The sequence below is a fragment of the Streptomyces sp. SID14478 genome (genome assembly GCF_010548525.1).
In the GTDB taxonomy this organism is placed as follows: Bacteria; Actinomycetota; Actinomycetes; order Streptomycetales; family Streptomycetaceae; genus Streptomyces.
Map to the genome: position 1 here is coordinate 1 of NZ_JAAGMG010000836.1, position 23,213 is coordinate 23,213.

General features: G+C 71.7%; 19 protein-coding genes and 1 riboswitch. Of the genes, 8 read left to right on the forward strand and 11 right to left on the reverse strand.

The genetic code is table 11. The annotated features are described in order from the left end of the window. Positions 1-505 precede the first annotated feature (505 nt). The 4 genes from lnt to G3I40_RS27055 all read left to right on the forward strand — a co-directional run bounded on the left by lnt (position 506) and on the right by G3I40_RS27055 (position 4,625). A complete protein-coding gene (gene lnt, locus G3I40_RS27040) occupies positions 506-2,122 on the forward strand; it encodes an apolipoprotein N-acyltransferase (RefSeq protein ID WP_164304821.1) in 1,617 nt (538 codons plus the stop codon). Between the two features lie 47 nt (positions 2,123-2,169). Next, positions 2,170-2,649 (forward strand): NUDIX domain-containing protein, encoded by a 480-nt coding sequence (locus G3I40_RS27045; protein WP_164304822.1) that lies wholly within the window; start codon positions 2,170-2,172, stop codon positions 2,647-2,649. A 75-nt stretch (positions 2,650-2,724) separates the two neighbouring features. Further along, positions 2,725-3,513, forward strand: a complete 789-nt coding sequence (locus G3I40_RS27050; RefSeq protein ID WP_164304824.1) for a 3-hydroxybutyrate dehydrogenase — start codon at positions 2,725-2,727, stop codon at positions 3,511-3,513. Positions 3,514-3,767: 254 nt separating this feature from the next. Beyond that, complete coding sequence (locus tag G3I40_RS27055) at positions 3,768-4,625, forward strand: phytanoyl-CoA dioxygenase family protein (RefSeq protein ID WP_164304826.1); 858 nt, start codon at positions 3,768-3,770, stop codon at positions 4,623-4,625. A 137-nt stretch (positions 4,626-4,762) separates the two neighbouring features. On the opposite strand, the gene G3I40_RS27060 is transcribed toward G3I40_RS27055, so the two are convergent. Beyond that, positions 4,763-5,266: an SRPBCC family protein gene (locus G3I40_RS27060; RefSeq protein WP_164304827.1), complete on the reverse strand. Its 504-nt coding sequence runs from the start codon at positions 5,264-5,266 to the stop codon at positions 4,763-4,765. Positions 5,267-5,404: 138 nt separating this feature from the next. On the opposite strand from G3I40_RS27060, the gene G3I40_RS27065 reads away from it, so the two are divergent. Next, positions 5,405-6,118: a trypsin-like peptidase domain-containing protein gene (locus G3I40_RS27065; RefSeq protein WP_164304829.1), complete on the forward strand. Its 714-nt coding sequence runs from the start codon at positions 5,405-5,407 to the stop codon at positions 6,116-6,118. An 88-nt stretch (positions 6,119-6,206) separates the two neighbouring features. Here the strand turns inward: G3I40_RS27065 and G3I40_RS27070 are convergent, their stop codons facing one another. After that, positions 6,207-7,646 (reverse strand): glycosyltransferase family 39 protein, encoded by a 1,440-nt coding sequence (locus G3I40_RS27070; RefSeq protein WP_164304831.1) that lies wholly within the window; start codon positions 7,644-7,646, stop codon positions 6,207-6,209. Positions 7,647-7,938: 292 nt separating this feature from the next. On the opposite strand from G3I40_RS27070, the gene G3I40_RS27075 reads away from it, so the two are divergent. Together G3I40_RS27075 and G3I40_RS27080 are read left to right on the forward strand one after the other, a co-directional pair. Then, complete coding sequence (locus G3I40_RS27075; protein WP_164304833.1) at positions 7,939-10,161, forward strand: NADP-dependent isocitrate dehydrogenase; 2,223 nt, start codon at positions 7,939-7,941, stop codon at positions 10,159-10,161. A 107-nt stretch (positions 10,162-10,268) separates the two neighbouring features. Continuing rightward, complete coding sequence (locus G3I40_RS27080) at positions 10,269-12,233, forward strand: M13-type metalloendopeptidase (RefSeq protein ID WP_164304835.1); 1,965 nt, start codon at positions 10,269-10,271, stop codon at positions 12,231-12,233. Positions 12,234-12,287: 54 nt separating this feature from the next. Here G3I40_RS27080 and G3I40_RS27085 read toward each other — a convergent pair whose 3' ends face one another. From G3I40_RS27085 to rho, 8 genes are all read right to left on the reverse strand, one after another. Beyond that, a complete protein-coding gene (locus G3I40_RS27085; RefSeq protein WP_164304837.1) occupies positions 12,288-12,800 on the reverse strand; it encodes a DinB family protein in 513 nt (170 codons plus the stop codon). 285 nt (positions 12,801-13,085) lie between these two features. After that, positions 13,086-14,585, reverse strand: a complete 1,500-nt coding sequence (locus tag G3I40_RS27090) for an MFS transporter (protein ID WP_164304838.1) — start codon at positions 14,583-14,585, stop codon at positions 13,086-13,088. Positions 14,586-14,796: 211 nt separating this feature from the next. Continuing rightward, positions 14,797-15,819, reverse strand: a complete 1,023-nt coding sequence (locus G3I40_RS27095; RefSeq protein WP_203644861.1) for a hypothetical protein — start codon at positions 15,817-15,819, stop codon at positions 14,797-14,799. A gap of 539 nt (positions 15,820-16,358) precedes the next feature. After that, positions 16,359-17,549, reverse strand: a complete 1,191-nt coding sequence (locus G3I40_RS27100) for a CaiB/BaiF CoA-transferase family protein (RefSeq protein WP_164304842.1) — start codon at positions 17,547-17,549, stop codon at positions 16,359-16,361. A 46-nt stretch (positions 17,550-17,595) separates the two neighbouring features. Further along, positions 17,596-18,711 (reverse strand): HoxN/HupN/NixA family nickel/cobalt transporter, encoded by a 1,116-nt coding sequence (locus G3I40_RS27105; RefSeq protein WP_164304844.1) that lies wholly within the window; start codon positions 18,709-18,711, stop codon positions 17,596-17,598. Positions 18,712-18,741: 30 nt separating this feature from the next. Further along, positions 18,742-18,970: riboswitch (cobalamin riboswitch) on the reverse strand. A gap of 14 nt (positions 18,971-18,984) precedes the next feature. Then, entirely contained in the window at positions 18,985-19,410 is a 426-nt protein-coding gene (locus G3I40_RS27110) for an inorganic diphosphatase (protein ID WP_239091960.1), read from the reverse strand. A 152-nt stretch (positions 19,411-19,562) separates the two neighbouring features. Continuing rightward, the gene (locus tag G3I40_RS27115; protein ID WP_164304847.1) at positions 19,563-20,054 is read right to left on the reverse strand and encodes a GNAT family N-acetyltransferase; all 492 of its coding nucleotides are present in this window, start codon (positions 20,052-20,054) and stop codon (positions 19,563-19,565) included. A gap of 31 nt (positions 20,055-20,085) precedes the next feature. Next, on the reverse strand, positions 20,086-21,234 hold the full coding sequence (gene rho, locus G3I40_RS27120) for a transcription termination factor Rho (protein ID WP_164304849.1): 1,149 nt from the start codon (positions 21,232-21,234) through the stop codon (positions 20,086-20,088). Positions 21,235-21,589: 355 nt separating this feature from the next. On the opposite strand from rho, the gene G3I40_RS27125 reads away from it, so the two are divergent. Then, on the forward strand, positions 21,590-22,300 hold the full coding sequence (locus G3I40_RS27125; RefSeq protein ID WP_164304851.1) for a class I SAM-dependent methyltransferase: 711 nt from the start codon (positions 21,590-21,592) through the stop codon (positions 22,298-22,300). A gap of 13 nt (positions 22,301-22,313) precedes the next feature. Here G3I40_RS27125 and G3I40_RS27130 read toward each other — a convergent pair. Beyond that, positions 22,314-23,213: alpha/beta hydrolase-fold protein (locus G3I40_RS27130; RefSeq protein ID WP_164304853.1), on the reverse strand; the 900-nt coding region annotated here is incomplete at its 5' end.

Here is a 23,213-nt window from a genome sequence, read left to right on the forward strand (position 1 = left end):
CGCGAGGAGCGTGCCTTCGGGCCGCCCGGCCCGCGCGGTCGCCGTGATCAGTGCCCACGCGGCACAGCCACCCAGGACGGTGATCCCGGCGGCGTCGGCGAACCCGCGTCGCCGGGGCCCGCTCGCCCCGGTCCGCGCGGACCACCCCGTGCTTCCCACCCGTCGCCCCCCGACCGTGACGGGCCCCGGACGCGATGGCCGGATCCGGCCCCTGCGTCAGGGACTCGGCCACACGCTAACGGGTGGTGCGGCGCTTTGTGCGGGACTTGCGCAGGAACGTTTGGCCAGGGGGTCTTCCGGAGGTACTCGGGCTCGGTTCCCGGGTCGGTACCGCTCCACCTGGCTACCGAGGCGACCGAACTCGATGCGGACCTCCTGCACGCGGTCGCGCAGGAGTGGGACGCCGTCCCGCTCGGTCCGCCCGGAGCCACTCCTCGGTGACCGGGGGCGATGCCGTCGTCGACCGGCATGTCGGCGTGACAGCGGGGCGCCGTACACTCCCCGGGTGACCGCCACCGCACCCCCCGTCGCCCCGCCGGACGAGCCCGCACCGGGGCCCGCCCGCCGCTTCGACCTGCGACGGCTCGCGCCCGTGGGTCTCTCGGCGCTCGCCGGACTGCTCCTGTACGCCACCTTCCCGCCGCGCGAACTGCCGTGGCTGGCACCGGTGGCGTTCGGCCTGTTCGGGGTCGCGGTGCACGGGCGGCGGCTGCGTGCCGGGTTCGGTCTCGGGCTCGTCTTCGGCCTCGCCTACCTCGTGCCGCTGCTGTCGTGGACCGGCGTCGACGTCGGTCCGCTGCCGTGGCTGGCGCTCGCCGTCGCCGAGGCGCTGGTGCTCTCGCTCGCCGGGATGGGGATCGCGTACGTGTCACGGCTGCCGCTGTGGCCGTTGTGGGCGAGCGCCGTCTGGATCGCGGACGAGGCGCTGCGCGCCCGCTTCCCCTTCGGTGGCTTCCCCTGGGGGAAGGTCGCCTTCGGGCAGCCCAGTGGCGTGTTCCTGCCGCTCGCGTCACTCGGCGGCACGCCGCTGCTCGGATTCGCGGTGGTGCTGTGCGGCTTCGGCCTCGCCGCGCTCGCGCTGCGCCTGAACGCCCTGCGCCGCTCCGGCGACGGGGACGGCGCGGTGCGGATGCTGCGTGACCGCACGGTCGTCGCCGCGGCCGTCTGCACCGTCGCGCCCGTGATCGCGGGAGCCGTGGTCATGCCCTTCATGTCGAACGCGGCGCAGGCCGGCACCGCGCGCGTGGCGCTCATCCAGGGCAACGTTCCGCGCATGGGCCTCGACTTCAACTCCCAGCGGCGGGCCGTCCTCGACTACCACGTGCGCGAGACCATGAAGCTCGCCGCGAAGATCAAGTCGGGCGCCGTGAAGCGGCCGGACCTCGTGCTGTGGCCGGAGAACTCCTCCGACATCGACCCGTACGTCAATCAGGACGCCTACGACGAGATCCAGCAGGCCACCGAGGCGGTCGGCGCACCGATCTCCGTCGGCGCCGTGGTGACCGCGAAGGACGGCTCGACCCGCAACCGGCTCATCCTGTGGGACCCGAGGACCGGCCCCGGAGCCACCTACGACAAGCGGCACCTGCAGCCGTTCGGTGAGTACATGCCGTACCGCGGCTTCTTCCGGATCTTCAGCAAGGACGTCGACCGCGCCGGGGACTTCGTGCCCGGCAAGAAGGCCGTCGCCTTCGACATGGCAGGCACGAGCATCGGCAACGTGACGTGCTACGAGGCGGCGTTCGACGACGTCGTGCGCGACCAGGTCCGAGAAGGCGCGCAGATCCTCTCCGTGCCGAGCAACAACGCCACGTTCGAGCGCAGCCAGATGACCTACCAGCAGCTCGCCATGGACCGGGTGCGCGCCGTCGAGCACGGCCGGGCCGTGATGGTCCCCGTCACGAGCGGGATCAGCGCCGTGATCCGGCCCGACGGGTCGGTCGCCCAGCACACCGGCATGTTCGAGGCCGACACACTGATCGCCGACGTCCCCAAGCGCACCTCGCAGACCCTCGCCACGCGCGCGGGCGTCTGGCCCGAGGCGCTCCTCGTCGCGATCGGCGTCGGCGGCCTCGCCTGGGCCGTGACGCGCTCGCGCCGGGGGCGGCGTACAGCGGGCTGATCAGCGGGTATGCCGGGCCCGGTGGCCCGGACGGATAAGGTCGAGGCATGGCGACTCCAGAATTCATCCGCGACATCCGGGCCACCGCCGGACACCAACTGCTGTACCTGCCGGGTGTCAGCGCCGTCGTCTTCGACGCCGAGGGCCGCGTGCTCCTCGGGCGCCGTGCGGACACGGGCCGATGGGCGGTGCCCGCGGGGATCGCCGAGCCGGGCGAGCAGCCGGCGGACGTCGCGACGCGTGAGGTGGAGGAAGAGACGGGCGTCGAGTGCGTCGCCGAACGCGTCGTCCTCGTACAGGCGCAGAAGCCGATCACGTATCCCAACGGCGACCAGTGCCAGTTCATGGACATCACCTTCCGCTGCCGTGCCACCGGCGGCGAGGCGCGCGTGAACGACGAGGAGTCGCTGGAGGTCGCCTGGTTCGCGCTGGACGCGTTGCCGCGGCTCAACGAGCACTCGCTGATCCGCATCAAGCAGGCGCAGTCCGAGGGACCGACATGGTTCGAAACCAAGACCGAGCACTGAGGTACGGGTGCCCGCCGCATCCGGGGGCGCGGACAGGCTGCCTGGAGTGCGGACGGGCTGCCTAGAGTACGGACCATGACCCCGCGCACCTCTTCTGCCTCACCCCACGCGACACCGCTCGACCTCGGCGGACGCACCGCACTCGTCACCGGCGCCGCCAGTGGCATCGGCCGGGCCTGCGCCCGGCGGCTCGCCGCGGCGGGCGCCCAGGTAAGAGCGGTGGACCGGGACCGGGCGGGGCTCGACACCCTCGCCGAGCAGACCGACGGCGTCGAGCCGTACGTCCTCGACCTGACCGACCTGGACGCCGCCGAGGCCGCGGCCGCCGGGATCGATGTCCTCGTGAACAACGCCGGCATGCAACTGGTGCGTCCCCTGGAGGAGTTCCCGCCCGAGGCCTTCCACACCATCCTGACGGTGATGCTGGAAGCCCCGTTCCGGCTGATCCGGGGCGCCCTGCCGCACATGTACGGGCAGGGCTGGGGCCGCATCGTGAACGTGTCGTCGGTGCACGGGCTGCGCGCCTCCGCGTTCAAGTCCGCGTACGTCGCCGCGAAGCACGGCCTCGAAGGGCTGTCCAAGACGGCCGCGCTGGAAGGCGCCCCGCACGGGGTCACGTCGAACTGCGTCAATCCCGCCTATGTGCGCACGCCCCTCGTGGAGCGGCAGATCGCCGACCAGGCGGCCGCGCACGGCATCCCCGAGGAGCGGGTGGTGAGCGAGGTGCTGCTCCAGGACAGCGCGCTCAAGCGGCTCCTCGAACCCGAGGAGGTCGCCGAGGCGGTGGCGTATCTGTGCACGCCGCAGGCCTCGTTCATGACGGGGACGTCGCTTTCGCTCGACGGCGGCTGGACCGCCCACTGAGACCGGTTCGGCTTCGCGGGCGTACGTCCACGGCGCGCGGACCGGGCAGAGTCCAACTCCCGGCGGAGCGGGTCCATGGAGCGCGCGCCCGTCGGCCGCGCACCATCGTCGGCATGAACGACAGTTCCCGGACTCTCCCGACCGTGCCCACGCCGAGCGCCGTGCCCACGCCGAGCGCCGTGCCCACGCCACGCGCCGTGCCCGCGTCGCATGCTGTGCCTGGGGCGCACCCCGTGCTCCCTGGGGCGCACCCCGTGCTCACGTCGAACGGATACCGCCTCGATCCTGCTCCGGACCGCCTGGGGCGCCTGGAGCCCGTCGACCGCTCCGAGCTGCGTGACCGGGGGGCGTTGCACGCGCGGTTCGCCCGCGACGGCTACCTCTTCCTGCGGGGCTTCTTCGCGCCCGACACCGTGCGCGGGTTCCGGCAGCACTACTTCCGCACGCTCGCCCCCAGCGGTCTGACGGCCCCCGGCACCGACCCGGCCGACGGCATCGCGCCCGATCCGCAGGAGGTCGACCGCGCGCTGTTCCGCAAGACGCTGTTCGGCGAGATCGTGCCCGGGGCGGCGTACGCGCGGCTCTGCGCCCAGCCGCGGCTCGTCGCCTTCTACCGGTGGTTCTTCGGGGTGGACGAGGTGCATCTGCACCGCCGAAAGATCATCCGGCACAACGTGCCCGGCGAGCAGGGCATCGGGTCGGCGACCCAGGCCCACTACGACCTGGTCTATCTGCGCGAGGGCACCGAGAACGTGCTCTCCTCCTGGATCCCCCTCGGCGACTGTCCCGTGGAGCGCGGCGGTCTGGTGTACCTGGAGGGCAGCCACCACCGGGTGCGCGAGGAGGAGCGCATCGGCGCCGCCCGCCGCCCCGCCGCCTCACTCACCGCCGATCTGCCGCGGCTGGCCGAGGAGTTCGACTCCCGCTGGCTGATCGCGGACTACGCGGCCGGGGACATGGTCGTGCACTCCCCGTACCTCGTGCACGCGGCGCTCGACAACCGTGACCCGGGCCGCGTCATGCGTCTGTCGACCGACATCCGCTACCAGCCCGCGGCCGAGCCCGTCGACGCGCGCTGGCAGCGGCACTGGCACGACCGCGACGGCCTGTGAGCTCGTCCGCGTCACGGGGGCGCGCTGCCGGTGGGCGTACCCCGCGGCTCGGAGGGGGCAAGGACATCCGCCGATGGACCCAGGGCCTGTGTCCGGCCACGGGCCACCCTCGCCGCGACCTGACCGCCGGACAGGCGCTACTCGCCCGCCCGTGCCCCGCCGCTCTCGCCGGGGTCGGTGGTCGGTGCGTCGGTCAGACGCCGCGCCAGTTCGGCCAGCCGGTGACGCTGGGCCTTCGTCGCCTGGCCCACCACAAGGGCCCGCAGCGGCCGGGGGTACGTGACGCGGATCGTCTCGTGCACCTCTGTGCCGGCCGCGCCGTCGTCGTGTCGTACGCCGTCGACGAGTCGCACCGAAGCGGTCAGGCGGACCCTGCCCGGGCTTCGCACCTCGCTGACGATCTCCCGTTCGTCCCGGGGAAACGTCATGGTGACCCGGATCGGGTTGTCCCGGCGCAGCGGGCCCAGCCGGAACCGCTCCACGGCGACGTAGTGCACCCGCTCCGCCGAGGCGACGACATCGCGCACGGCGATCACGAGCGGCGAGAGGCCGACATAGTTCTCCGGGTCCGCCAGGTGCGCGAAGACGTGCGCGGCAGGGGCGGCGACGGTGACGCTGCGGGTGAACTCCTCGGTGGACATGGGCACATGATGACGCGCGAAGGGGGCTTCACGGGTCTTCAGGAATCGCACGATCCTCATTAACATCCGACGATGCGTCGGATCCCTGCAGTTCTCGCCGGACTCTGCCTCTGCCTCGGCCTCGCGGCAGTCCAACCCGTGGCACATGCCGCCGATCCCGAGGTACCCGCGGCCCACTCGGTGGAGACGGCTCCGGCGACCGGAGCGCTCTTCTACCCGAGCGTCCTGGGCGCGGTGCCCAAGCTCGGCGGACCGCACTTCTGCTCGGCGGGAGTGGTCGACTCGCCCTCGCGCGACCTCCTGGTGACAGCGGCCCACTGCGTCTTCGGCACCGGCGCGACCATCGAATTCGCGCCGCTCCTCCACGACAGCGAACTCCCCGGCGGGGTCTGGTCGGTGACCGACATGTACATCGATCCCGCCTGGAAGAAGTCCTTCGACCCCCGCCACGACGTCGCCTTCCTCAGGGTCGCGCCCCACGGCGGCAAGAAGATCGAGGACGTGGTGCCGGGCCTGCCGCTCGGTACACCGCGCGCCCAGGAGACGGTCACGGTCAGCGGCTACCCGATGGGCAGCCGGGGCCGCCCGCTCACCTGTGACGCCCCGCTGGAACAGGGCGACGGCTACTCGGGCATCCACTGCACCGGCTTCGGCAGCGGGACCAGCGGTGGTCCCTGGGTGCAGAACGACCAGGTGGTCGGGGTGATCGGAGGACGGGAGCAGGGCGGCTGCGCGCCGGACGTGGAGTACAGCACGCCGTTCGGCGACGACGTCCGCTCGCTCCTGGAACGCGCGACCGCGGGCGGCACGGGCGACCTGGTCCCGATCGGCTTCACGGCGAACGCCTGCTGAGCCCGCCGCAGCCGGCGCCCGCGAGGTCCCATCCGTCCCCGCTCACCCGCCACCACCCCTCCCTCACCGTTCGCCTTCACCGCCATCGTCATCCGTCCGACGAAGGGGGCCGACGCTCGTACACGGAGACCCGGCGGCCCCGTTCGTCGGTGACGGAGCAGCGGACGAACAGCGTGCGCAGGACCCGGAGTTTGGCCCGGTCGCGGGCCGTGGTGGCGCGTGGCGCGTGCGCGTCGCTGACGACGACGATGCGGCGTACGGCAAGGGCGGCGTCGGCGATCTGCCGCGGGCTGCCTTCCACGCCGTTCATCGTGCCGGACGCCACCGGATCCCGGACCAGGGCCAGGTCTCTCGTGCCGGTGAACGCGGCGGGGGAGACGAGTGCGGTGTCACGGCGGGCCGCGGGGAGGTACAGCACACCGTCACCGGGCTCACGGACCGCGGCGACGTTCTCGGCGGCGGACAGCACGTCGTCGACCCGGCCCGCCGCGCTGCGCAGGGACACCTCCACCGGGAGCAGCCCGAGAAGGGCGAGGGCCAGGAGCGCGGCGAGCGGCCGATGCGGTGCCATCCGCAGGCGTGCGGCGAAGGTCCGGCATGCCGCGCCGACGAGCAGGGCGAGACCGATGTGCGTGAACAGGACGTAGCGGGTCAGGTAGAGCGGGTGGGCGACGGAGACGGCGAGCAGCACGAGGTGCGGGATCACGAGCAGCGGGAGGGCGAGCGTGACGAGCGGGAGCCCGGTGGGGCGGATCCCGTGCCGTTTCCCCCGCGGATGGGCGTACAGAGCGCAGAGCCCGCCCGCGAGCAGGGTCAGGAGGAGAGCGGTCAGCGCGCTCCCGCTGACCGGCGGGATCCAGGCGACCTGCGCGGACTGGGCCGCGCTCGCCATGACCAGCGGCAGGGCGCTGAGAGCGGCGCAGAGGGAGGCGGCCGCCCAGCGCAGGACCGTCGCGCGGCGCGGTCGGAAGAGGGCCAGGGCCATCGCGTGGACCGGCAGCAGCAGGAGCGAGAACCAGTTGAGCAGCGCCGCCGTCAGCATCGCCGCGCCGTACGCCGCCCAGCGCCCGGCGTCCGGTCTGTCGACCGCCACGACCAGCATCCGGCAGGCCACCGCCGCGCAGGCCGTGACCAGTGCGTACGGACGTCCCTCCTGCGCGTACTGCTGGACTGCGGGGAGTACGGCGAAGGCCAGGCCCGCGGCCGTACCCGTGGGCCGGTCGGCCAGGCGGGCACCCAGCAGGCCGGTCACGGCGGCGGCGCAGGCCATGGCCAGGACGGACGGCAGCCGCAGGGCGAGGAGGCTGTCGCCGAAGACGGCGAACACGCCGTGCAGGAACAGGTAGTAGAGGCCATGGACGACGTCGATCCGGTCCAGTAACTGCCAGATCTCGGGGACGGACCTGTGGGCCACGCCCCACGTCGCCGCCTCGTCGCGCCACATGCTGTGCTCGCGCGTGATCCCCCACAGCCCGAGGAGCAGGCTCAGCGCCGCCGGGCCGACCGCGACCATGGCTGTTTTGGGCATGACGAATCCCCTGGCTCGGCAGATGGAGGACGCGAGCGGGGCGCCGGGATCATCCGGCGGTTCCGGCCGCCCGCAGCACGCTAGGCGGGCAGGGGAGCCGGGTCGTCACTCCGGAGGAGTCCGCCCTGGGGGCCGTCGTGGGCCCGGCAAGACCCCGGGGACGTAGTCCTTCGGTACCGCTCCCGCTCTTGATGGCCGGGCCCCTTTCGGAGATGGCCCCGGCACGAGATATCTTGATGTCGAGCAATATGAGCTATGCAGATGACATGGAAGACGTGGAGCGGAGCATCCGGTGACTGACTCGACCATCATTTACACGCACACAGACGAGGCCCCGGCCCTCGCAACGTATTCCTTCCTGCCGGTCATCGAGGCCTACGCGTCCACCGCCGGTGTGCACGTGGAGACCCGTGACATCTCCCTGGCCGGACGCATCATCGCCGTGTTCCCGGAGTACCTCACCGAGGACCAGCGGATCCCGGACGCCCTCGCCGAGCTCGGCGAGCTGGCCAAGACGCCGCAGGCCAACATCATCAAGCTGCCGAACATCTCGGCGTCCGTCTCGCAGCTGAAGGCCGTCATCGCCGAGCTGCAGGAGCAGGGCTACGCGCTGCCCGCGTACCCGGACGAGCCCAAGACCGACGAGGAGCGCGAGGTCGGCGCCCGCTACGACAAGGTCAAGGGCAGCGCCGTGAACCCGGTGCTGCGCGAGGGCAACTCGGACCGCCGCGCCCCCGCCTCGGTGAAGAACTACGCCAAGGCCCACCCGCACCGCATGGGCGCCTGGTCCGCCGACTCGAAGACGAATGTCGCCACCATGGGCGTCAACGACTTCCGCTCGACCGAGAAGTCGGCCGTCGTCCCGGCCGACGACAAGCTCAAGATCGAGCTCGTCGCCGACAACGGCACCACCACCGTGCTGCGCGAGTCCGTACCGGTCCTCGCCGGTGAGGTCGTCGACGCCTCCGTGCTGCGCGTCGCCGCGCTGCGCGAGTTCCTGACCGCCCAGGTCGCCCGCGCCAAGGAAGAGGGTGTGCTGTTCTCCGCGCACCTGAAGGCCACCATGATGAAGGTCTCCGACCCGATCATCTTCGGCCACGTCGTGCGCGCCTTCTTCCCGGAGACGTTCGCCCGCTTCGGCGCCGACCTCGCCGCCGCCGGCCTGACCCCGAACGACGGTCTCGGCGGCATCTACAAGGGCCTGGAGTCGCTGGGCAACGGCGCCGAGATCAAGGCGTCCTTCGAGGCCGAGCTGGCCGCCGGTCCGGCGCTCGCGATGGTCGACTCGCACCGCGGCATCACCAACCTGCACGTGCCGTCCGACGTCATCATCGACGCCTCCATGCCCGCGATGATCCGTACGTCCGGCCACATGTGGAACAAGGACGACCAGGAGCAGGACACCCTCGCGGTGATCCCGGACTCCTCCTACGCGGGCGTCTACCAGGTCGTCATCGACGACTGCCGTGCGAACGGCGCCTACGACCCGTCGACGATGGGCTCCGTCCCGAACGTCGGCCTCATGGCGCAGAAGGCCGAGGAGTACGGCTCGCACGACAAGACCTTCGAGATCCCCTCGACCGGCACCGTCCGCCTGGTGAACCAGGCCGGCGACGTCGTCCTTGAGCAGGCGGTCTCCGAGGGCGACATCTTCCGCGCCTGCCAGACCAAGGACGCCCCGATCAAGGACTGGGTCAAGCTCGCCGTCACGCGCGCCCGCGCCACCGGTGACCCGGCCGTGTTCTGGCTGGACGAGGGCCGCGCCCACGACGCCCAGCTGATCAAGAAGATCGAGCAGTACCTGCCGGAGTTCGACACCGAGGGCCTGGACATCCGGATCCTCTCCCCGCAGGACGCCACCAAGCTGTCCGTCGAGCGCATCCGCCAGGGCCTGAACACCATCTCGGTCACCGGCAACGTGCTGCGCGACTACCTGACCGACCTCTTCCCGATCCTGGAGCTGGGCACCAGCGCCAAGATGCTGTCGGTCGTGCCGCTGATGAACGGCGGCGGCCTCTTCGAGACCGGCGCCGGCGGCTCCGCCCCCAAGCACGTCCAGCAGCTGGTCAAGGAGAACTACCTGCGCTGGGACTCCCTCGGCGAGTTCCTCGCGCTGGCCGTCTCCTTCGAGCACCTCGCCACCACCACGGACAACGCGTCCGCGAAGGTCCTCGGCGAGACGCTGGACCGCGCCACCGGCACCTTCCTCAACGAGGACAAGTCGCCGACCCGTCGCCTCGGCGGCATCGACAACCGCGGCAGCCACTTCTACCTCGCCCTGTACTGGGCCCAGGAGCTGGCCAAGCAGACCGACGACGTGGAGCTGGCCAAGGCCTTCGCCCCGCTCGCCGAGACGCTCGCCGCGAACGAGCAGAAGATCGTCGACGAGCTGCTCGCCGTCCAGGGCAAGCCCGCCGACATCGGCGGCTACTACCAGCCCGACCCGGCCAAGGCCGCCACGGTCATGCGCCCGTCGCAGACGCTGAACGAGGCCCTGGCCGCGTTCACGCGCTGACCCTTCGCTCACCGGATCGCGTTCACCGCCCCGGCCGGCCTCGCGCCGGCCGGGGCGGTGCCGTATCCGGTGGGCTTTGTGCCCCTTGACCTGGGTAGGCTGCGGCGATGAGCACTCTGGATGACGCGCGCCCGGGCATGGACCCGGCGATCCGACCGCAGGACGACCTCTTCGGCCACGTGAACGGCCAGTGGCTGGCGACCGAGCCCATCCCCGACGACCGCTCCAGCTGGGGCCCTTTCGTGCAGCTCGTGGACGTCGCCGAGCAGCAGGTCAAGGAGATCATTCAGGAGATCGCGGCGGGCGGTCCCACCAGTCTCGACGCCGACGAGTCGCGCAAGATCGCCGACCTGTACGCGTCGTTCATGGACGAGGACGCCGTCGAGGCGCGGGGCCTGGATCCGGTGCGACCGCTCCTGGAGGAGGTCGCGGGCCTCGCCGACACGACGCAGCTCGCCGCGTTCCTCGGCCGCTTCGAGCGCACCGGCGGCTCCGGCCTGTTCGGCTCGTACATCGACAGTGACGACCGCGATTCCGACCGCTACCTCTTCAACATCCTCCAGGGCGGCCTCGGGCTGCCCGACGAGTCGTACTACCGCGAGGACAAGTTCGCCGAGACCCGCGAGAAGTACGAGGCCTACCTCACCGAGCTGCTCACGCTCGCCGAGCACACCGACCCGGCCGCCGCGGCGCGCACCGTCCTCGCGCTGGAGACCCGGCTCGCCGAGGGGCACTGGGAGCGGGCCGAGACGCGGGACGTGCAGAAGACGTACAACCTCACGACGTTCGACGAACTCACCGCGCTGGCACCGGAGTTCGACTGGCGCGGTTACGTCACCGGGCTCGGCGGCAGCGACGAGACGCTCGCCCGGTCCTGCGTGCGCCAGCCGTCCTACCTGGCCCATCTGTCCACGGTCCTGGCCGAGACGCCCGTCGAGCAGTGGCGCGACTGGCTGCTGGTGCGCGTGGTGCGCGGCAGCGCCCCTTACCTGTCCTCGGCGTTCGTGCGCAACAACTTCGAGTTCTACGGCCGCTCCCTCAACGGCACCCCCGAACTGCGGGCCCGCTGGAAGCGTGCCGTCGCCTTCGTCGAGGGCGCGATGGGCGAGGCCGTCGGCAAGGAGTACGTGGCCCGGCACTTCCCGCCGGCCTCCAAGGCGCTCATGGACGAGCTGGTCGCCCACCTGCTGGAGGCCTACCGGCAGTCCATCGGCGCCCTCGACTGGATGACGGACGAGACCAAGGAGCGGGCGTACGAGAAGCTCGCCACGTTCCGTCCGAAGATCGGCTACCCGGACCGGTTCCGCGACTACTCGGCGCTGGCCGTCGGTGCCGACGACCTGCTGGCCAACGCCCGGGCCGCCGACGCCTTCGAGCACGACCGGCAGATGGCGAAGATCGGCGCGCCGGTCGACCGCGACGAGTGGTTCATGCTGCCGCAGACCGTGAACGCGTACTACAACCCGGGCACCAACGAGATCTGCTTCCCGGCGGGCATCCTCCAGAAGCCGTTCTTCTCGCCGGAGGCCGATGTCGCGGAGAACTACGGCGGCATCGGCGCCGTCATCGGCCACGAGATCGGGCACGGCTTCGACGACCAGGGCGCGCAGTACGACGGCCAGGGGAACCTGAACGACTGGTGGACCGCCGACGACAAGTCGGCCTTCGAAGCCAAGTCGAAGGCGCTCGTCAAGCAGTACGACGGCTTCTCGCCGCGCAACCTGCCCGGCGAGTTCGTCAACGGCTCGCTCACCGTGGGCGAGAACATCGGCGACCTCGGCGGACTGACCATCGGCCACACCGCGTACCGGATCGCGCTCGACGGCGCGGACGTTCCGGTGTCCGAGGACGGCACGACCGGATCCCAGCGGCTCTTCCTCAACTGGTCGTTCTGCTGGCGCACCAAGCGGCGCAAGGAGCAGGAGCAGCAGTATCTGACGATCGACCCGCACTCGCCGCCGGAGTTCCGGGCGAACATCGTGCGCAACCTCGACGAGTTCCACGAGGCCTTCGCCACGAAGCCGGGTGACGGACTGTGGCTGGAGCCCGCGGACCGCGTGCGGATCTGGTGAGCCGGGCACCGGGGCGGGGCGCGGACCGGTGCACGGCCCGCGCCCCGCACGGTGTCAGTAGTAGCCGAGCTCCCCGTCGAGGAGCTCCCGGATCGCGTCCGCGTGACCGGCGTGCCGTGCGGTCTCCTCGATCATGTGGAGCAGCATCCAGCGCAGACTCGTCTCCTCGCCCCGGTACTCCTTGTTGCGGCCGAGGTCGTCCAGCGAGTGGGCCGCGATGATCTCGTCGGAGACCGCGCACTGACGCGTGTACTGGGCGAGCAGCTGCGCGAGCGGGACGTCCTCGACGCGCATGTCCGCGTCGTCGTCCTCCCCCTCGAACTGCGGGCCCACTGCCGGGTGGTCCATGAAGATCACCTCGAACCAGCAGTGCTCGACCCACCTCATGTGCGAGACGAGGCCCGCGAGGGACAGGTGCGGGGAGCGGGGGAGGACGGCGCGGTGCGTGTCCTCCCGCGCCACTCCCTCGCACTTCCAGCGGATCACGTCGCGCTGCAGGTCGAGCCAGCCCGTCAGCTGGGTGCGTTCGTCTGCGGCCAGTCCCGGTCGTACACGCTTGTCCGTCATGCGGATCGACGCTAGCGGCGCCCCGCGTCGACCGGTAGCAGATATCGGCCGAGGTGGGCGTGGCGGACTCCAGCGTCGCCGCCCACGCCGTCGCCGAGGACCGGGGGGGGCGTAGACCTGGGTGCTGGGGGCGTCCGACACGAAGTGGCTCCTGAGCCGAGCCCGATGATCGGGTGCACGATGCCACTGCCACTGCCACTGCCACTGCCACTGCCCTCGCCGAGGTCATACGCAGGGGCCGCCGTCTCCCTGAAGACGGCGGCCCCTGACCGGGGTGCGGCCGGGTCACATGTGGACGACCGGGGCCGCATCCGGGTCCTGCGCACCGGCCCCGCGCCGGTACAGCAGGAAGGTGAGGACCGCGCCGACGGCGAAGAAGGCCGCCGACCACCAGAACGCGGTCGTGTAGCTCTCGATCGTGGCCTGCGCCTGGGTCAGCTTGTCCGCCGGGTTGCGTCCCGTCAGGTAGCTGGTGGCGGCGCTCGCCGCGAGCGTGCTCAGCAGGGCGGTGCCGATCGAACCGCCCACCTGCTGCATGGTGTTGACCGTCGCGGAGGCCACTCCCGCGTCCTCGGCGGCGATCCCGCTGGTGGCCAGCGCCATCGCGGGCGGCATCACGGATCCCAGACCCGCGCCGATGATCAGCAGCTGCGGCAGCACGTCCGTGGAGAAGCTGGAGTCGAGGCCGATCCCGGTCAGCCAGACCATGCCGGCCGCGGCGACCGCGAAGCCTGCCGGGATCACGACCTTCGGACCGATCCGCGGCACCAGGACCGTGGTGGAGACCTGCGCCATCACCATCAGGGCGGCCATCATCGGCAGGAACGCCAGGCCGGTCCTGGTGGGGCTGAAGCCGAGATTGAGCTGCAGGTAGTACGTGAGGAACAGGAACACACCGAACATGCCCGCGCCCGTGATCAGCACGGTGACGAACGAGGCGGCGCGGTCGCGGTCGAGCAGGACGCGCAGCGGCAGCAGCGGGTGCTTCGCCCGGGTCTGCCACCAGGTGAACACGGCGAGCAGCACCGCGCCGGCGGCCAGGAATCCCCAGGTCAGCGGCGAACTCCAGTCGTGGGTCTCGGCGTTGGAGAATCCGTAGACGACGCCGACCAGGCCGGCCGAGACGAGGACGGTGCCGGGCAGGTCCAGCTTGGAGCCGGCGGCGTCGCGGTGGTTGGTCAACAGGACCCAGCCGCCGATGAAGGCGACGACGGCGAAGACGAGGTTGACGTAGAGCGTCCAGCGCCAGTCGAGGGCGTCGGTCAGGACGCCGCCGAGCAGCAGCCCGACCGCGCCGCCGGCGCCGGCGATCGCGCCGTAGACGCTGAAGGCCTTGGCCCGCTCCTTGGCGTCGGTGAACGTGGTGTTGAGCAGGGACAGTGCGGCCGGGGCGAGCAGTGCGCCGAAGACGCCCTGCAGCGCGCGGGCGGTCACCAGCATGCCGAAGCTGGTGGACGCGCCGCCCAGTACGGAGGCGCCGGCGAAGCCCGCGACGCCGATGAGGAAGGCGGGCTTGCGGCCGAAGAGGTCCGCGATGCGGCCGCCGAGCAGCAGCAGGGAGGCGAAGGCCAGCGCGTAGGCGGTGACGATCCACTGCCGGTTGCCGTCCGTGAAGCCCAGGTCCTGCTGGGCGGAGGGCAGCGCGATGTTCACGATCGTCGCGTCGAGCACGACCATCAGCTGCGCGATGCCGATGATGCCGAGGATCCACCAGCGCCTGCGGGAGGCCTGTTCGGTGGGCGGGGCCGAGGTGCCGGTGGCGTCGGCCACCGTCGTCTGGGACATGTGAGGCCACTCCAGGGAAGTCGCGAAGAGCGTCAGATAAGAGAACGAAACCGTTTCGTTCTCGACTCGACGAGCGTACGTGGCGCTAAGCGAAACGGCAACGTTTCGTTGGGCGTGTGGGGAGTGATCCGCGCAACACGCACGAAAAACGCCGATGCCCGGCACTCCCCACGCGGGGAGTGCCGGGCACCGATGGGCCGCCGGGCGGGCGTCAGTCCTGCTGCTGCGCCGCCTGCAGGGCCGTGATGCACGCCGAGATCGCCTGCTGGAGCTCCTCAAGACGACGCACCATGTCGTCCTCGTAGATGTCGTCGATCTCCTGCACGTCGTCGAACGTCAGCTCCTCGAAGGCCTTCGTCGCCTTCGACAGGCTGCTGTAGAACTTCGCCCGCCGCTCCTGCACCCGCAGCTCCGGGTCGGCCTCGACGGTCTCGGCGACGAGCGTGCGCACGCTGTCGTACGCCTCGCGGGCCCATTCGCCCGCCTCCTCGTCCTCGTCCAGCTCGTCGATGAGGGAGAGGTGCCGCTCGGCCTCCTCGCGCAGCTGCCGCGGAGCCTCGATCTCCTGGCCCGCGGGGGTCCTGATCTGCCCCTCCTCGGCGATCTTGCGCACGTAGTCGAGACGGCCGCCGGTCTTGGTCTCCTCGGCCACGGCCTTCTTCAGGTCGTCGGTGCGCACGATGTCGCGGGCCAGGCCCGAGCGCAGCACCGGGTCCTCGCCGAGACGGTCCATCAGCGCCTTGCGGGCGGCCTCCGCGGTGCCCGGGTCGGCGAGGATCGCGGCCCGCAGCGCCGTCGGGTTCTCGGCGACCTCGAGCGCCTTCGTCGGCCGGATGCCCTCCGCCTCGGCTGCCTCGGAGATCGCCTGACCGCGCACGGAGCCGGCGCTGGAACGCGAGACGTAGTACGTCAACCAGACGTCGGCGTCCGGGAGTTCGACGTCGGCGCCCGGCGCGAGCGCCTCGAACTGCGGGACCAGACCGTCGTCCGCCGCCTTGTCCCACGCCTTGTAGAAACGCATGACGCGCTCGGCCGAGCAGCCGGCGAGCCCGGCGAACCTGCGCGCGGAGACCTTGGGGCTCTCCTCGGCGCTCTGGCCGCCGGGGCGCACGCTGCGGGCCACCTTCAGGGCGAAGGTCCAGCCGCCGGTGCGGGCGTAGACGCCGAACTCGTGGGCGTCGCGCGTGATGGCCTCCGGTACCTCGCCGGAGTCGTCGTCCTGCGCCTCCTGCAGGTCCCCGCCCGGCTCCCAGAACTCCTCGGTGGCGGCGGCGGTGTCGGTCGGGTCGGTCGCGTCGGTCGACGGGGTCCACGTGTGCGCGGTGGTCCCCGGCTCGGCCGTCTCCTCGTCCGTGCCGGACGGGCGCGCCTGCGGCACGTCCGCGGCGGGCGCGGGCTCCACGGCGGACGCGTCCTGACCGGCGTCCTCGCCGGTGGGGTCGGCTGCCTCGGACGAGTCGATGGCTACGGTCACGTAGGTGCTCCTGGGTGATCGGGCGCGTGCGGGTTGACGCGATACTTTATCGCTCCGCCTGCCACCGCCTGTCCCTGACGTGCCGATACGCCCCAAGTGCCCGCTGCTCCGGGGACGTCCGGCCCGCCGGTCGCAGCTCCCCCTCCTGCGACCGGCGGGCCCGGGCCTCGACCGTGCGCCGCGGCGGGAGAGCGAGGGCACGGGAGGCTCTGCGCAGCAGCATCTCAGCGGGCGCCTCCGGCGCAAGCGGGCCGAGTGACCCTTGTGGTGGGCCGAACGGCCCTTCCCGCTCCGTGCCGTTACACGGCCCCCGCCGCCCGCAGCGCCGCGACCGCCGCCGGGTCGTAGCCCAGTTCCGCCAGCACCGCGTCCGTGTGCTCGCCGACCGCGGGGACCGGGTCCATCCGCGGTTCCACCCCGGACAGCCCCGCCGGCGGCACGAGCGCGCGCACGGGCCCTTGCGGAGTGGCCACGTCGCGCCACCGGCCGCGCCCGGACAGGACCGGGTGGTCCAGGAACTCGGCGACCGTGTTGAGGCGGGAGTTCGCGACCTTCGCGCGTTCCAGGAGCGCGACCGCCTCGTCGGCGCCGAGCTCGGCGAAGCGGGTCGCGACGACGGCGTCCAGTTCGGCGCGGCGGGCGACCCGGGCCGAGTTGCGGTGGAAGCGCGGATCGTCGGCCAGGGCGGCGTCGTCCAGGAACACGGCGCAGAACGACGCCCATTCCCGCTCGTTCTGGACGGCCAGCAGGACCGTCCCGCCGTCCCCGGCCTCGTAGGGCCCGTAGGGGGCGATCGTCGCGTGCGCGGCACCGACCCGCTCCGGCTGGCGCCCCGAGTGCGCCGTGTAGTACGCGGGGTAGCCCATCCACTCCGCGAGCGCCTCGAACAGCGACACGTCCACGGCGCGCGCGACGCCGGTGGCGCGACGCTCGTACAGCGCGGTCAGGATGCCCGAGTACGCGTACATCCCGGCGGCGATGTCGGCGACCGCGATGCCCACCTTGGCCGGGGCGTCCGGTGTGCCCGTCACCGACACGACGCCCGTCTCGCACTGCACCAGCAGGTCGTACGCCTTGCGGTGCGCCCATGGTCCGTTGCCGCCGTAGCCGGAGATGTCGCAGACGATCAGGTCCGGGTGGCGTCCGGCCAACTCCTGTGCGGACAGGCCAAGTCGGGCCGCCGCGCCCGGCGCCAAGTTCTGCACGAAGACGTCCGCGCCCGCCAGCAGCCGCTCCAGGACGTCCCGCCCGCCCGGCGTCTTGAGGTCCAGCGTCACCGAGTCCTTGGAGCGGTTCAGCCACACGAAGTGACTGGACTGGCCGTGCACCGTCTCGTCGTAGGAGCGGGCGAAGTCCCCGGCGCCGGGCCGCTCCACCTTGATCACCCGCGCGCCCAGGTCGGCGAGCTGGCGCGTGGCGAACGGCGCCGCCACCGCCTGCTCCACGCTGACGACGGTGATGCCTTCGAGGGGCAGGCGGGCAGTGCTCATGAAGGTCCTCCGGGCCGGGTGACTGCGGGTGGGCGTCCTCGGTCCGTCAGCCGCCCTCGGCGAGCCGGGCCGACCAGCGCTGCTCGACCCTGGCGAGGCGCCAGTACGCGAGCGCGGCCGCCCACACCACCACGAACAGGCCGACGATGACGTAGCCCACGTTGTCCAGGTTCAGACCGGCGATCCAGCCGGTGACCGCGTCGGTCAGGTCGAGCTTCTCGTGCAGGACGCCGACGAGTTCGATCGTCCCGATGAAGAAGGCGACCGCGATCGACAGACCGGTGATGGTGAGGTTGTAGAACACCTTGCGCACCGGGTTCGAGAACGCCCATTGGTACGCGAAGTTCATGAACGTGCCGTCGAGGGTGTCGAACAGGCTCATGCCCGCGGCGAACAGCAGCGGCAGGCACAGGATCGCGTACCAGGGCAGGCCCGCCGCGGCGCCGCTGCCGGCCATCACCATCAGCGTCACCTCGGTCGCCGTGTCGAAGCCGAGGCCGAAGAGGAAGCCGAGCGGGTACATCTGGCCCGGGCGGGTGATCGACTTGGTGAAGCGGCCGAGGATGCGGTTCATGAACCCCCGGGAATCCAGGTGCTGTTCGAGGTCCCGCTCGTCGTACGAGCCCGCGCGCATCGCCCGGAAGACCTTCAAAATGCCCAGCAGGGCCACGAGGTTGAGGGCGGCGATGAGGTACAGGAACGTACCGGAGACCGTGGTGCCGACGACGCCGAGAACCTGGTGCGTGCGCGAGGCGTCGTTCAGGAGGATGCCGGCGAGGGCCGCGCCGCCCGCCACGAGGGCCGCCATCGCGACGACCACGCTGGAGTGGCCGAGCGCGAACCAGAACCCCACGGAGACCGGGCGCTTGCCGTCCGCCATCAGCTTGCGGGTCGTGTTGTCGATCGCGGCGATGTGGTCGGCGTCGAAGGCGTGCCGCATGCCGAGCGTGTACGCGGTGACGCCCAGGCCGATGCCGAAGGCCTTGTTGCCGACTTCGTAGTGCTCGGGGACGACGAGCAGGAACAGCACGCCGAACGCGACGACGTGCAGGGCGAGGATCACCGCCATCAGGCCCGCGGTGCGCACCGTGTCCTCGCGCCGCCACCGGAAGGCGGGGTTCACCTCGGTCGTCCGCGCAGGGGGGTTCCCGGGCAGGGTCATGCCTTGATCACGCTCCAGCACCTCGTGGATCACTTCGTGAGATGCCGCGGCCGGTCTCCTGGCTTACGGGCACGCGCGGCCGCCCCTGCCTTCCCAGCGGCACGAAGCCGCCAGTGGCGCGGTGGAGCGATGCGCTCCGGACACGGAGGACCGGAACCCGATCACAGTGGCGAGGGCCGCTCCGGACTTGACCCCTTCCGGGGCCGTCACCGGTCTTCCCGAGCACCACGGCCCGCCCACCATAGACGACGTGATTCCCGGCGCCGTCAGGGGCTACCGCCGGCGGCGCTCACGGGCCCGCGCGATCTCCTCGTAGGCCTTGTCCCGACCTTCCCAGTGGGAGCCGTCCACGGACTTGCCGGGTTCCAGGTCCTTGTAGACCTCGAAGAAGTGGGTGATCTCCAGGCGGTCGAACTCCGGGATGTCCTCGATGTCCTGGACCCCGAGGTGCCGGGGGTCGTGGGCGGGGACGCACAGGACCTTCTCGTCGGGGCCCTTCTCGTCGCTCATCACGAACATGCCGATCGCCCGGCATTCGATGGTGCAGCCGGGGAACGTCGCGTCACCGGTCAGGACGAGCGCGTCCAGCGGGTCGCCGTCGCCGCCGAGCGTGCCGTCCACGTAGCCGTAGTCCGCGGGGTACTGGGTCGAGGTGAACAGCATCCGGTCGAGCCGGATCCGGCCGAGTTCGTGGTCCATCTCGTACTTGTTCCGGGAGCCCTGCGGGATCTCCACGATCACGTCGAACGCGTCGTCGCGTGCCTCGCTGCCGCCCAATGTGGCCTCCTTGCCCCATTGCCCGCGATTCGGTGCCCATGAGTGTGCGCCGTGCGGGCCGAGGGCGGAACCCCTCAGACCGTGGGGGAGACCTGGAATACGAGTTCGGGGCGGTCCCACGCGACGGCGGGCGGGCGCGCGGGCACGGTGCCGGTGCGCACGGCCCCCATGCTGCGGTAGAAGCCCTCGGCGGGCGGGTGGGAGACGACCAGGACGCGGTCGAGCCCCGCCGCGCGCGCCTGCTCCCGCATGTGCGCGACGAGCAGCCGCCCGATGCCCAGGCCCTGCGCGTCGTTCGCGACGAACATCAGGTCCAGCTCCGGCGGGGCGAGGACCAGGGAGTAGAAGCCGAGGACCCGGTCGTCGGCCGTGGCGACCGCGGCGAAGACCCGGTGTGCCTCGATGTAGTCGGGGCCGACGCGGTAGCCGGCCACCATCGCCGCGTACGGGGCCTCGTAGGCGCGGGAGCCGCGCACGAGCCGGGTGAGGCGCTTGGCGTCGCGCGCGGTGGCCCGGCGCACGGTGACGGCCGGTCCGCCACCGGAGCGCGTAACACTCGAAGTCATACAGCGAGTATTACGCATCGGCGGGGTGCGGTCAGCCGGTGGGGACCGTCGAGTGGACCTGGCGCAGGAACGCGGCGTTGTCCGGGGTGTGACGCAGCTTGTCCAGCAGGGCCTCGTACGAGGCCTGGCCGTCGCGGCTCCCCAGCGCCCGGCGCAGCCCGCGCGCGGCGGCCAACTCAGGGGCGGACAGGAGGAGTTCCTCGCGCCGGGTGCCGGAAGGGGTGACGTCGACGGCCGGGTAGACGCGGCGGTCGGACAGGGCGCGGTCCAGGCGCAGCTCCATGTTGCCGGTGCTCTTGAGCTCCTCGAAGAAGTAGTCGTCGGCGCGCGAACCGGTGTCCACCAGCGCCGTGGCGAGGATCGTCAGGGAGCCGGCCTCTTCGGTGTTGCGGGCGGCGCCGAACAGGCGCTTGGGCCCGTGCAGCGCGGCCGCGTCGACACCGCCGGACAGGGTGCGCCCGCCGGAGGACGCGGCGTTGTTGTGGGCGCGGCACAGCCGGGTGAGCGAGTCGAGCAGGATCACCACGTCGCGGCCCTGCTCGACGAGGCGCTTGGCGCGCTCCACGGCGAGTTCGGCGAGCGCGATGTGTGCCTTCGCGGGCTGGTCGAACGTCGAGGCGTACACCTCGCCGCGTACGGAGCGGCGCATGTCGGTGACTTCCTCGGGGCGTTCGTCGAGGAGGACCACCATCAGGTGGGCCTCCGGGTGGTTCGTGGCGACGGCCGCGGCGAGCTGTTGCAGCAGCACGGTCTTGCCGGTCTTGGGCGGCGCGACGATCAGGCCGCGCTGGCCCTTGCCGACCGGGGTGAACAGGTCGACGACACGGCCTCCGAGGCCGCTCGCCGGACCCTCCAGACGCAGCCGCTCGGTGGGGTGCAGCGGAGTGAGGTCGGCGAAGCGGGGGCGGTGGCGGGTCACGCCGGCGGGTGCGCCGCCGACGGTCTCGACGCGGGTGAGCGTGTGCGGCCGTTCGCACAGGCCGTCCACGACATCGCCCTTGCGCAGGCCGAGTTGACGGATGAGGAGGGCGGGGACCTGGACGTCGCGGGACGTCGGGATCAGGTCCTTCGCCCGCAGGAACCCCTGCCCGTTCGCGCCGAGGTCGAGGACCCCGGCGGCCCGGACGGGAGCCTTGGGTGCGGTGGAAGCGGGGGGCTTTTCCAAAGTGGTGCTGGTCATGGTCGATCAGTCCTTTCGCGGACGGTGTGCGTACGCGGGCAGTGAGCGGGGTGGGATCTGGCGAAGGGACGGGGCGGAGACGTCACGCCCCGTGGAACGGGCGGAACAGCCCGTGGCCGGGAGGGAACCTGGCAGTGCAGGGACGGGCGAAGAGCCCGTCGAGAACCTGTTGACCAGGGATGATGTGCGCTGAGGCGGTTACCTGAAAGAGGTGAGCGCTCAAGCGCTAAAGAGGTGGGACCGGCACCGGCGCCGCAGAGTGGGCGTACACATGTGCCACTGAGACAGTAACACCCGACCCCCGCTCCGTGGCAAGAGCGGATTTCGGCGGGCCGCCGACCTATGCTGATCGGCCATGTTCACACCCCAGGGGCCCACCCTCCGCGAGCTGGCCGTTCAGGCGCTGTCGTCGGTCGAGAGCGGCTACGACCTGCTCGCGCCGAAATTCGACGAGACCCCCTTCCGCACCCCCGACCTCGTGCTCGCCCCCGTGACCCGCGCTCTGCGCGCGCTCGGCCCGTACGCCGACGGGCTCGACCTGTGCTGCGGGACCGGTGCGGGGCTGGGCGTGCTGCGCGAGGTGTGCACCGGCTCCGTGGTGGGCGTCGACTTCAGCGCGGGGATGCTGGAGGTGGCGCGCGCGGGCGAGCCGGCCGCCGCGTACGTGCGCGGGGACGCGCTCGCCCTGCCGTTCGGGCCCGCCTTCGACCTGGTGGTGAGCTTCGGTGCGTTCGGGCACTTCCTGCCGGGCCAGTACCCGGAGTTGTTCGCCCAGGTCCACCAAGTTCTGCGTCCTGGCGGGCAGTTCGCCTTTCCGTTGCCCGCTCCCGCGCGGCCCGGGTCGCGCGGCTACTGGGCGATGCTCGGCTTCGACGGGGTGATGCGGCTGCGCAACGCGGTGTGGCGGCCGCCGTTCGTCATGTACTACCGCCCGTTCCGACTCGGCGACGTGCGACGGGAGTTGACCCGGGCCGGCTTCGATGTCGCGCTGCGCGCGCTGCCCGAACTCGGTGAGCGGCCGGACGGGAGTCCGCGCTGCCGCCTCGTGGTGGCGACGCGTCGCTGACGGAAGCCCCGGCTCACGGGGAGGACCGCCGGGCAGCGAGCGCCGCGCGGTGCGGTGACGGCGCCGTCGGCGTGGTGTCCTGCGGGAACGTCAGGCGACTGCCCATCCACTGCAGCGCGGGCCCGATCTCCCGCACCCAGGTCGTGAAGTGGTGGCTGCCGCGCGGCAGGATGATCCGCGCGGCGGTCAGGGGCGGTTTCACCGCCTTGAGGAAGGACATCGTCGGGCCGTAGTCCTTCTCGCCCTGCCTGCTGCTCGCCACGAGCACCGACACCCGCGGCACCGGAAGGTGCCGCAGCCGCCACCCGAGGTCGTGGCCCCGCTGACGCTGTCGCGCGTCCGGGCCGCCGCCGAACAGGCTGCCCGTGGTGAGGTCGTCGTCGATGCGGTAGTCACCGGACAGCGACGCGGCCGATGTGTACACCTGGGGATCGCGCAGGGCGAGTTGGAGTGCGCACGAGCCGCCCGACGAGTAGCCGAGCGCACCCCACGCGCTCGGATCATGACCCACGCGATACGTCGACCTCAGCGCGTCGGTCAGGTCCTTGGTGAAGAACGTCTCCGCCTTCGGGCCACCGGGCACGTCCACGCACTCGGTGTCGCGCGGCGGCGCGATCGTCGGCCGCACCATCACCACCACCGTCGGCTGGAGCCTGCCGGTGCGCTCCAACTCGTCGGCGGTCTGCGGGACACGAAGGAACTTGGCGAGGTTCATGATGCCGCCCGGGTAGCCGCTGATCGCCACGATCACCGGGAACCGCTGGCGGTGGAACTGCCGCTGGAAGTACTGCGGCGGCAGGTACACGAACGCCGGGGCGATCGCCCGCGTACGGCGCCCGACGATGCGTACCGACTCCACCCGCCCCGCCTTCGCGGGCGGCCCCGCGGGCAGGCCCGGCACCCGGTCGAGGCC